This window comes from Terriglobales bacterium, assembly GCA_035937135.1.
In the GTDB taxonomy this organism is placed as follows: Bacteria; Acidobacteriota; Terriglobia; order Terriglobales; family Acidobacteriaceae; genus DASYVL01.
On record DASYVL010000110.1, the window covers coordinates 1 to 2,719 of the forward strand.

Annotated in this window: 2 protein-coding genes; both read right to left on the bottom strand. The window is 68.2% G+C overall.

The genetic code is table 11. The features are described from left to right. On the bottom strand, nucleotides 1-1,731 hold a 1,731-nt coding region (locus VGQ94_06530), incomplete at its 3' end, for a VWA domain-containing protein (protein HEV2022168.1). Between the two features lie 95 nt (nucleotides 1,732-1,826). Then, nucleotides 1,827-2,719 (bottom strand): helicase-related protein (locus tag VGQ94_06535; GenBank protein HEV2022169.1); only part of this gene is annotated, 893 nt, incomplete at its 5' end.

Consider the following 2,719-nt stretch of genomic DNA (forward strand, 5'->3'; position numbering starts at 1 on the left):
GAGCGTCCCGAAGTATCCGGTGCGATTGTCGCGGATGGCGATGCGCACCGAATAGTTCCCGGGCTTCAGCTCCAGTTGCGCCTGGAAGGGAAGGCCACCCTGCTGCATCTTGGCGTACTGGTCGGGCGAGAGCGGAGCCTCGATCTTGGATTCCTTGTGGGCGACGACCTTGCCGTCGGGCGCGAAGGCGGCGGCATAAAAGTCCACGCTCACCTGCTGCTGGCCGCCGCCCAGGGGTTCGGTGGAGAGCGTGCGCGGGTTCACCAGGACCTCGACCGTGACCGGGCCGCCGCCCGCTGCCGGCGGCGTGACCCGGGCATCGAAGACCACCATGTTGGTGGTGAGGGCTTCGGTGCCCATCGCCATCATCAGCTCGGAGTCTTTCTCCTTGTCCTTCTTTTCCCTCGCCACTTTGACGTCGTCGATGGCGTAGTAGCCGGGGCGGTGGCGCACCTGCATTTCGAGCCGGTCCACGTTCACCGAGATTTTGCGGAAGCTGCCGTCGGCGCTCTTGTCCTCGGGGTAGTAGCCGATCAGATAGTAGATGGAGCCGTCGGCGATGCCCAGGGCGACGGCGTTGTCGATGTCATTGCGGCTGTAGTAGGCGCGACCCCCGGTCTCGTCCGCCAGGTCCTTCATGGCGGCGGTGGAATCCACCAGTTGCGCGCTCTGGCTGGTGACGGTATTGCCGTAGTCGGCGCCCAGGCGCAGCAGCCCGGCCGAGTTCAGGCCGCTGTTGCTGGCGTCGGCCACGCTGCCCGCGCCCACCAGGCCGCGCGCGTCCACCGGATACACCGCCACCTGGGCCTCGCTCAGCAGGCTCTCCGTGGCTTTCAGCTCGGGCTCGTAGGAGCGCATCACGTTGGTGGTGGCGTTCTGCGATCCCAGCATGGTGACGTGCAAGCTGGGCAAGGCGGCATCCGGGAAGAGGACAACCGGGAACGACGCCGACACCCAGATGAGGTTCTTGCGCCCGGGATAGCCGGCCATGGCCCGGGCGATGAGCCGCAACGCCGCCAGCGTCCCGGAGATGCGCCGTTCCAGGTTGGTGGCGCTCTGCTCGGTCTCGAACTGACCCAGCAGGGTCCGCATGCGGTCCGCTGCGGCGCCGCCCAGGCGTGCGTCCCCGCTCGCCAGCTTCGAGGGAGGACGCGGCGCGCCCTCGGCCAGGGCCGGCGACTCGGCGGCCGCGTAGCTCTCCAGCGCCGCCCGCAGCAGCCGCGGGTCGCTGGTGAAGTCCTGCAACACGCGCAGGGTGTTGCCCAGGGCAAAGACCGCCATGCGCTGGTTGGCCTGGTGCTGCGTCTTCAGATATTTGAGCAACTGCTGGCGGGCGTAGTTCTGGTTGGCGATCTGCGTGTTCATCCCGTCCAACAGCAGGATGGTGAGCGGGCCCTCGGGCATGCGGTAGCCGGGGCGGTTGGTGAAGACGTTGGGCGGCATCGGCGGCGGGGTGGCGGCGGGCGCGGGCCGCTCCAGCGCGAAGATGGAGATCTTCTGCGCCTTGCCCTTCTCGCTCACCGTGAAGTCGGAGGCCTGGAGGTCGGTGACCGGCTGGCCCGCCTTGTCGCGCACCACCACGTCCACCAGCACCAGGCGGGTGGTCACGCGCAGCGCGGCGGCGGGAACGTCGCTCGCGGGCTTTTCCTGCGCCGCGGCGAATCCTGGCGCGATTATGGCCAGGCTCAGCAATACGGCCCAGGCTTGGCGTGCGCTTTGACGGAAGTTCATGGTTCCTCCTTGCGCAGGAGGTTCTGTGATTCCCACACCCGCGTAGGCCGCCATCCTAATTGTTTGTTTCCCGCAAGCGCAACGCGGGCGCGGTGCTAGCCCACTTCCACCAGCCCGTAGCGCCGCTGCCAGTGGGCTTTCAGGTGCTCCATCACGCGGCGGACGTCTTCCTGGGAGACGCCGGGGCTTGCGCCCGCGACCAGGGCCTCGGCCTCGCGCTTGGCCACTTCCAGCAGGTCGCGGTCGCGCAGCAGGTTGGCGACGCGGAAGCTGGGCATGCCCGCCTGCCGGGTGCCGAAGAATTCGCCGGGGCCGCGCAGTTCCAGGTCGAGCTCGGCGATCTCGAAGCCGTCCGTGGTGCGCACCAGCGCGTCCAGGCGCTGCTCGGCTTCGGGCGTGGTCTTGCCGCCGGTCATCAGCACGCAGTAAGACTTGGCCGCGCTGCGGCCGATGCGCCCGCGCAGCTGGTGCAACTGCGAGAGCCCGAAGCGCTCGGCGTGCTCGACGATCATCAGGGTGGCATTGGGGACGTCCACGCCGACTTCGATGACGGTGGTCGAGACCAGCACGTCCAGTTCGCCGCGCTGGAAGTTGCGCATCACCCGGTCTTTTTCTTCGGCGTCCAGCCGCCCGTGCAGCAGCCCGATGCGCAGGTCCGGCAATACCTTCTTGCGCAGATGGTCGTACATCTGGATGGCGGCCTTGAGCGTGGTGCGGGGCGGAGGCTCAGGGAAGAGTGTCGCTTCTCGCACAGCCGAGGACCCTTCGACTGCGCTCAGGGCAGGCTTCTGTGCCACACGGTCCTTGCCTGCGCGTGCGGCCGAGCCCGCCGCGGCGGGTTCGGCATCCTCTTCCTTCTCCTCGATCACGGGATAGACGACGTACACCTGGTGCCCGGCCTTCACCTGCTTGCGGGCGAAGTCGAAGACCTCGGCGGAGCGCTCGTCGGAGACGCGCCGGGTGACGATGGGCGTGCGGCCCGGCGGCA